This window comes from Myxococcus sp. CA039A (assembly GCF_013336645.1).
GTDB lineage: Bacteria > Myxococcota > Myxococcia > Myxococcales > Myxococcaceae > Myxococcus > Myxococcus llanfairpwllgwyngyllgogerychwyrndrobwllllantysiliogogogochensis.
Genome location: NZ_JABUMQ010000454.1, coordinates 1 through 7120, shown reverse-complemented (window position 1 = coordinate 7120; position 7120 = coordinate 1). Strand labels below are relative to the sequence as shown.

General features: G+C 69.5%; 6 protein-coding genes. 2 read left to right on the top strand and 4 right to left on the bottom strand.

Annotated elements, in window-relative coordinates; genetic code table 11:
• Positions 1-125: 125 nt before the first annotated feature.
• The gene (locus HR086_RS43130) at positions 126-404 is read left to right on the top strand and encodes a hypothetical protein (protein ID WP_141649158.1); all 279 of its coding nucleotides are present in this window, start codon (positions 126-128) and stop codon (positions 402-404) included.
• Positions 405-457: 53 nt separating this feature from the next.
• Here the strand turns inward: HR086_RS43130 and HR086_RS43125 are convergent, their stop codons facing one another.
• Positions 458-2491, bottom strand: coding sequence for a S9 family peptidase (locus HR086_RS43125; protein ID WP_174468547.1), 2034 nt, complete (start codon positions 2489-2491; stop codon positions 458-460).
• Between the two features lie 157 nt (positions 2492-2648).
• Between HR086_RS43125 and HR086_RS43120 the strand changes: the two genes are divergently transcribed.
• Positions 2649-3269 (top strand): DsbA family protein, encoded by a 621-nt coding sequence (locus HR086_RS43120; protein ID WP_141649156.1) that lies wholly within the window; start codon positions 2649-2651, stop codon positions 3267-3269.
• 12 nt (positions 3270-3281) lie between these two features.
• Here the strand turns inward: HR086_RS43120 and fliB are convergent, their stop codons facing one another.
• The 3 genes from fliB to HR086_RS43105 form a co-directional block, all read right to left on the bottom strand.
• The gene (gene fliB, locus HR086_RS43115) at positions 3282-4556 is read right to left on the bottom strand and encodes a flagellin lysine-N-methylase (RefSeq protein WP_174468546.1); all 1275 of its coding nucleotides are present in this window, start codon (positions 4554-4556) and stop codon (positions 3282-3284) included.
• A 13-nt stretch (positions 4557-4569) separates the two neighbouring features.
• Positions 4570-4782 carry a ClpX C4-type zinc finger protein gene (locus tag HR086_RS43110; RefSeq protein WP_174454219.1) on the bottom strand — a complete coding sequence of 71 codons (213 nt, stop codon included), beginning with the start codon at positions 4780-4782 and terminating at the stop codon, positions 4570-4572.
• 33 nt (positions 4783-4815) lie between these two features.
• Positions 4816-7120: Hsp70 family protein (locus tag HR086_RS43105; protein WP_174468545.1), on the bottom strand; the 2305-nt coding region annotated here is incomplete at its 5' end.

Here is a 7120-nt window from a genome sequence, read left to right as displayed (position 1 = left end):
GCCCACCACCGCCTCCTCCGCGTCCCGTCAAGGTCGTCCGACCTCAGCCCCCACGGCAGGCCGCTCGACACTGAGCAAGAAGGGCTATTTCCCGAAGACGACTGGGTGCGCTAGGACACCGCCCCATGTCCATCCGAAACCTCGCAGTGACGACCCTCCTGGCGCTCAGCGCGGTGCTCACCGGCTGCTCCAGCAACGCCGACACCATCTGTGACCATCGCAAGGAGTGCTTCGACTCCAAACTCGACACGGGAAAGTGCGCGGACACCATCAACGACTGGGTGGATGACCGCGACTCCGACGACCGGAAGGACGCCGTGGCGGAGTGTGCCGACTGCGCCGCCGACAAGAGCTGCTCCGAGTACCTGGAGCGCTGCATCGACGACTGCTTCGTCGTTCCCTAAGGAAAAGCAACCGGGGCCCGCTCGCCTGACGCGGGCCCCGGGGTGTCACGCGCCTAGTTGCGCGTCCACTGGTCCAGCCAGGCCAGCACCTCGTCGTGCCACTGGATGCTGTTGGCGGGACGCAGGACCCAGTGGTTCTCCTCCGGGAAGTAGAGAAGCTTGGAGGGGATGCCCTTGCGCTGGAGCGCGGTGAAGGTGCCCAGGCCCTGCGTCTCCACGACGCGGAAGTCCTGACCGCCGTGCACCACCATCATCGGCGTCTTCCACTTCGCCACGTGGTTGATGGGGCTGTGCTTGCCGTAGCCCTCCGGATTCTCCCACGGCGTGCCCTTGTGCTCCCACTCCGGGAACCACAGCTCCTCGGTGTCGAAGTAGCCCATGCGCTCGTCGAGGATGCCGTCGTGGTTGACCAGGCACTTGAAGCCGTCCGGCCAGTTGCCGGCAATCCAGTTGATCATGTACCCGCCGTAGCTGGCACCGAGCGCGCACTTCTTCTCCTTGGAGATGAAGGGGTAGCGCTGCAGCGCGGCGGCCAGGCCCTTCTGCAAATCCTCCAGCGGCTTGCCGCCCCAGTCGTCACGGATGGAGTCGGTGAACGCCTGCCCGTAGCCGGTGGAGCCATGGAAGTCGACCATCACGGCCACATAGCCCCGGCCCGCGTAGACCTGGGGGTTCCACCGGTAATGGAAGTGATTGCCGAAGGAGCCCTGCGGTCCGCCGTGGATGAGGAAGGCCAGCGGGTACTGGCGCTTCGGGTCGAAGTCCACCGGCTTCACGACGTAGGCGCGCACCGTCTCGTTGTTCCAGCCGGGGAACTCGAACTGCTCGAAGCCGCCGAAGCGGATGCGCGCGAGCGCGTCCTGGTTCACCTGGGTGATTTGCTTGGAGGTGCCGTCCGCGTTGAGGACGTGCAGGTCCGCGGGCGAGTCCAGGTCGTCATGCACGTAGACCAGGCTGCCGTTGGCCGCGGGCTGGGGTGAGTCGTCGGTGCCGTCCTTGGTGAGCTGGCGCACCTGGTTGCTTGCCACGTCCAGCGCGAACAGGGGCACCAGGCCGATGTGGCCCGCGGACGCGTACAGCGTCTTGCTGTCCGGGCTCCACGCGAGCGAGCCGGCGGAGCGGTCCCAGTCCTCGGCGAGCACGCGCTCCTGGCCACCCGGCCAGGTGCGCAGGATGACGCGGTAGCGGTCCGCCTCGAAGCCCGGGCGGGCCATGGCGAGGTACGCGAGCGTCTTGCCGTCGGGGCTGAAGACGGGGCTGGTGTCGGTGGCGCGGTTCTTCTCGGTGAGCTTGCGCGGCTTCGCCTTGCCGTCGACCGGGGACACGAAGAGGTCCAAATCCGTGGACCAGGACTCGGTGCGACCCACGTCGCGCGCGGTGAAGACCACGCTCTTGCTGTCCGGGGTGAAGGTGTACTCCTCCGGGCCGCCGAAGGGCTTGGTGGGGCCGTCCGCGTCCATGCCATTCATCACGTCCACGGGCGTGCCGCCGGCGACGGGGACGACGAACACGTGCGAGCGCTTTCCGTCCTTCCACGTGTCCCAATGACGGGCGAAGAGCTTGTCGTAGGTGCGGCCGGTGGACTTGCGCTTGGAGCGCTCCGTCTCGCGCTGGGTGTTGCACTCCAGCCCGGAGGTGCAGTCGGGGAACACGTCCATGGACACGGCGAGCCGCGTGCCGTCGGGGGACAGGCGGAAGCTGCCCACGTCCAGGGGGAGCTTCGTGACGGCGAGGGGCTCGCCGCCGTCCACGGGCAGGCGCCACACCTGCGAGGAGCCGCCGCGCGAGGAGAGGAAGAAGAGGCTCTTGCCGTCCGGGGCCCAGGTGGGGTCCGAGTCCGAGTCGGGATGCGAGGTGAGCTGGCGCGAGCCGCTCCCGTCGATGTTGACGAGCCACAAGTCATTGCGGCCCCGGTTGGCTTCCAGGTCGGTGGAGCGCAGGACGTAGGCGACCTGTTTGCCGTCCGGGGAGACGCGCGGGTTGCTCAGCCGGCGCATCGAAATCATGTCGTGGTGGGTGAACGGCTGGGGCCGGGCGGGCGCCGGAGAGGCGGCGATGGCCAGGGCCGCGACAAGCGACAGCGACAAGGTGTCCTCCTGGGGTGGACCCAGGCGCTGGCCTCCAGGCGAGCGCTCGGGTTGGGGGCATACGGGGGTGGACCGTGCCCGCTCCTCTGGACGCTGTCCACCCTGGGGCCTCGGAACATGCGAGCGGCCCGTGTATGCCCGGGTTAATGAGAGGGCCATGAGCGAACCCGTCACCGTCCGCGTCTGGTCCGATTTCGTCTGTCCCTGGTGTTACGTCGGCCTGCAGGAAGTCAAAAAGCTGAGCCAGGAGTACGACCTCCAGGTGGACTGGCGTCCGTTCTTCCTGCGCCCGGAGACGCCGCCCGAGGGGCTGCCCCTTCCCGCGCACATCCGCGAGAAGATGAAGGACCCCAACAACCCGCTGAAGCTGCGCGCGGCGCAGGCGGGGTTGAAGATGGTGGACCGGGACGTCATTCCGTCCACGAAGCGGGCGCACCAGGCGACCGAGTACGCGCGAACCCAGGGCAAACTGGAGCCGTACCATGCGGCCCTGCTGCGTCGGTACTGGAGTGAGGGACAGGACCTCTGGCAGTGGGAGACGCTGCGCGGCGCGGCGGAGGAAGTGGGCCTGGAGCCGGACGCGCTCCAGCAGGCCGTGGAGGGCGGACACTTCGAGAAGGTGGTGGACGACGCGGTGCGCGAGGCGCGGGAGATGGGCGTCAGCGCGGTGCCCACGTTCGTGCTCGGAGACCGCTTCGGCATCCAGGGCGCGCAGGACTACGCCGTGTTCCGTCAGGCGATGGAGCGGCTGGGCGCGAAGCCGCGCTCGGCGACCTGAGCGCGCGGAGACTCAGAGGCCCTGGAGGAGCACGAGCATCCGGGGCAGCGAGTCCGGCCCCGCGCCGCCCGAGAGTCCCTGGGCGAGCGTGTGCAGCTCGGAAGACTGTTCGAGGTGCTTCGCGCTCAACTGGAAGCACTCCACCGCCGCCGCGTCGAGCTGGGCGCGGACCTCTGGCGTGGCCGCGAGGTCGTCGCGCTCGCACAGCGCCACCACCGTCGGGTGGCCGAGCAGCACCCAGCGCAACACCGCCGCCCGCAGCGCGAGCTTGAAGACATAGTCGAGCACCGACGGCGCATCGGTGAACGGATGGCGCAGCCAGTGGTTCACCGCGTGGTGCCGGAAGTACTGCTCCACGCGCGCGCCCAGCACGGGCTCCAGTCGAGCCCTGCGCGCCGCATAACGGGCCCAGACGTCATCCGGCGCCGCCTGCGGCCCTCCATAGGACGCCAGCACCGCGCGAGCCCAGCCACTGAATCGCTCGCTGCCCACGGCCCCCACGCGCGACCTCAACACCATGCCGCAGATGCCCGCCCACGGTCCTCCAGGCAGCGACACCTGGGAGACCGCCGCATGCAACGCGGCCAGCGTCTCCGCGTCCTCGAACGTCGCGAGCGTCTGGGTCAACAGCGCCTCCGCGCCCTCCTCCCAGAACACCTCGGTGCCCCGGAAGTAGAAGGGCCCCAGCCGCCGTGCCAGCTCTCCCAGCATGAACAGCCGCGAGGCGAACGGATGCTCACGCCGCTCCAGGATGCGCAGCGCCACGGCGCGCACCCGCTCCGAGTGCACCGACCACGCGTCCTCGTCCCCCAGCACCCGGGCAATCTCCGGCCGCGCCGCGAGCGAGGCGTCCACGGGCACCTGCTCCAGCGCATCCTCCGCGAGCAGACACAGCCGCACCACCTCGGGACAGCCGAACGAGCCCGTCACCTCCAGCCGCCCTGCCCTACGAGTCGCCACGCGCGGAAACATCGCGCACGCATCCGGCAGCGCGACCTCGCCATACTTCCGGTGCAGCGCGCACAGCTTGCTCTCGTCGAGGAATGAGCAGTTCCCGTCCTCGCGCTTGGTGATGTACGCGGCCTCCGCGCCGGAGCCGCTGCCCGGGTCCGGCAGCACGAGCGCTTCGACCCGGGCCGCATCGGGCCCACCGGCCACCACGTCGCGAAGGATGCGCCAGCGCGCATCACTCACCGGCACGACGAGCCCCGCGCAGCAGGTGTCCTCGCACGCGTCCGCGAGGCACTGGAAGCGCGTCAGGTACCGGGGCGCTGAGACGGACGACATGGAACTCCCGAGGTCAGGCGTCGTCCGAGCCACTGTGGAGCGTGGCGGTGTTCCCCTTCGGATTCGGGCTGGGGGCGAAGGCTTGCCGGTCCAGTTCGGCGAACAGACGCACCACGCACGCATCGCAGATGGTGGCGCCGCCGGTGCCCTGTCGCAGCGGGCCCGCCTGATGCTCGGGGGCGCCGCAGAAGGAGCAGCGCCGACGGGAGGGAGTGTGCTGGCTCAAGACGTACGGTCCTTTCGTCCCTCGGCGTGCCCGCTACTTGCGGCCCAGCGCTTTCTTCACGAAGCCCCAGAAGCCACCGGCGCGCTCCTTCAGGTCCGCGCCACGGCGCTCCTCGGCGGCCTTCACCGATTCCTTGCTCACCTGGAGCTGCTTCTGGAGCTCCTCGGGTGAGTAGCGCGTGGCCAGCGTGGCCTTCACTTCCTTGCGCGTGGAGTACTCGCGAGCCTCGACATGCAGCACGCACTCCGAATCGAGCTTGATGGTGACGGCGACTCGCACCGAGCCCTTCGGCCCCCGAGGCAGTCCCTCGATGCGCACCGTGCCCAGGTACTCGTTGGCGGAGATGTGGTTGTCCTCGCCCTGGAAGATGGACAGCTCCAGGAACTCCTCGTTGTCCTTCGTCGTGTTGAGGGCGAAGGAGCGCTGCGCGGGCAGCGGGCTGTTGCGCTCGATGACGCGCTTGAAGACGCCACCGGGCATCGCCACGCCGACCGTCATGGGCAACACGTCGATGAGCACCACGCTGCTCACCTTGTCCACCGAGCCCGAGTAGAGCGCCGCGCCCAGGGCGACGGCCTCGTCCGCATTGACGCTCGCCTGCGGGCCCTTGCCGAACAGGCCCTTGAGCTTTTCGCGCACCAGGGGCATGCGGCTCATGCCGCCCACGAGGATGATGTCGTCCACCTCGCTGGCCTTCAGCTTCGCGTCCAGCAGCACGTCGCGCACCACGTCCACGGTGCGGCTGAGCAGCGGGTCGCAGATCTTCTCCAGCTCCTGCCGCGTCATCACGACACGCAAGTCACGAGGGCGGCCCGCATCGTCCATCATCAACATGGGGATGTGGACCTCGAAGCTGGCGCGCTCGGAGAGGGCCATCTTCGCGCGCTCGGCGGCGTCGCTGACGCGCGACAGGGCGATGCCGTCGCCGTTGAAGGCCATGCCCTCCTTCTCCTGGAAGCGCTGGAGGAGGAAGTCGACGATGAGGTTGTCGAAGTCGATGCCGCCCAGGAAGATGTCGCCGCCGGTGCCGAGCACCTCGAAGACGTTCTTCTCGATTTTGAGGATGGTGGCGTCGAAGGTACCGCCGCCCAAATCGTAGACGAGGACCTTCTTGTTCAGCTCGCGGTTGAGGCCATACGCGAGCGCCGCCGAGGTGGGCTCGTTGAGGATGCGCTCCACCTTGAGGCCCGCGAGGATGCCGGACTTGCGCACCGCTTCGCGCTGCGGCTCGGAGTAGTACGCGGGCACCGTCACCACCGCGCGCTCCACCTTCTGGTTGAGGTGGGCCTCCGCCATCTCCTTGCACTCGCGGAGGATGATGGCCTGCACCTCCTCCAGCGAGAGCACGCTGTCCGCCAGTCGCACGGCGGCGCGGCCGGCGGCATCGGGGACGATTTCGTAGTGGAAGCGCTCGCGGACCTGGTTCACCACGGCGCTGTCGTAGGGACGACCCACCAGTCGCTTCGCGCCGTAGATGGTGTGCTGCGGGCGCAACACGAGCTGGTTCTTCGCGCGGTGGCTGACGAGCAGCTTGTTCTGCGCGTTGAGCGAGATGACCGACGGAATCGTGTTGTAGCCCTCGCGCGAGCGAAGGACCATCGGGCGCCCGTTGGACAAGAGCGCCACGCACGAGTTGGTGGTGCCCAGGTCGATGCCGATGACGGGCCCCGTGCCCACGATTTGCGGCGGCGGCGGGAGGAAGACCGTCTTCGGCAGGCCCCGCTCATCCAGCGCGGGCGCGGCGAGCGGTGTCGCGGGCTTCGCTGACGCCGGCGAGAGCAGCGTGGGAGTCCCCACCGGCTCGGGAGCCCGAGGGGCCTCGCGGCGCACATTGGGCAGCGACGCGGCCGCCACGGGTGACGGAGGCGGCGGCTGGAACGAGGGCGGCGGCGGTGGAGGCTGGAACGCGGCGGGCGGAGGCGGAGGACGGGCCGCGGCGGGAGGCGGCGCGGGCATCCGAGGCGCCGCGACTCCGGGAGAGGGCCTCGCGCCCATCCCCGACAGGTCCAGGTCGAACTCGCGGCCGCCACCAGCGGGGCGAGTGGCGGACGGAGGCGGCGGAGGCGAGGTCCGCGTCGGAGGCGGCGCCGCCGGAGGGAGTTCCTCCACGGCATCGCTGAAATCCAGCTCGAACTCGAGGCTCCCACCGCTCGGCTTGGACGCCGGAGGAGGCGGCGGCGCGGCCGGGCGCGGAGGCGGTGCGCGAGGGGACTCCTCCACGGCCTCACTGAAGTCCAGGTCGAACTCGAAGGCTCCACCGCTCGGCCTGGCGGCCACGGCGGGCGGCGGCGCGGCGGGGCGCGCGGGAGGGGACTCCTCCACGGCCTCGCTGAAATCC

What these genes read in the sequence shown, in the direction of transcription:
- HR086_RS43120 (WP_141649156.1), top strand. Translation starts at nt 2,649, where the DNA reads ATGAGCGAACCCGTCACCGTCCGCGTCTGGTCCGATTTCGTCTGTCCC.
- HR086_RS43130 (WP_141649158.1), top strand. Translation starts at nt 126, where the DNA reads ATGTCCATCCGAAACCTCGCAGTGACGACCCTCCTGGCGCTCAGCGCG.
- fliB (WP_174468546.1), bottom strand. Translation starts at nt 4,556, where the DNA reads ATGTCGTCCGTCTCAGCGCCCCGGTACCTGACGCGCTTCCAGTGCCTC.